The sequence below is a fragment of the Janthinobacterium sp. Mn2066 genome, assembly GCF_049319705.1.
In the GTDB taxonomy this organism is placed as follows: domain Bacteria; phylum Pseudomonadota; class Gammaproteobacteria; order Burkholderiales; family Burkholderiaceae_D; genus Janthinobacterium.
In genome coordinates, this window is record NZ_JBMOUF010000062.1 from 1 (window position 1) to 229 (window position 229).

Below are 229 nucleotides of genomic sequence, written 5' to 3' on the forward strand. Positions count from 1 at the left end.
TGGTGGGCGGTGAGGAATTCGAATCCCCGACCCCTTGGATGTCGACCAAGTATTCTAACCAGCTGAACTAACCGCCCGTAAAACTCTATTGATCATTTTATTTTAAATGACCGCTTGCGGCTTGCGCCAGCTTAAAAAACTATTTACTGCAAATTCTGGTGGGCGGTGAGGAATTCGAATCCCCGACCCCTTGGATGTCGACCAAGTATTCTAACCAGCTGAACTAACC

At 47.6% G+C, this 229-nt stretch carries 1 tRNA gene; it reads right to left on the minus strand.

The features are described from left to right. A tRNA-Val gene (locus tag ACL9RI_RS27755) sits at positions 1-77 on the minus strand. Positions 78-229 lie beyond the last annotated feature (152 nt).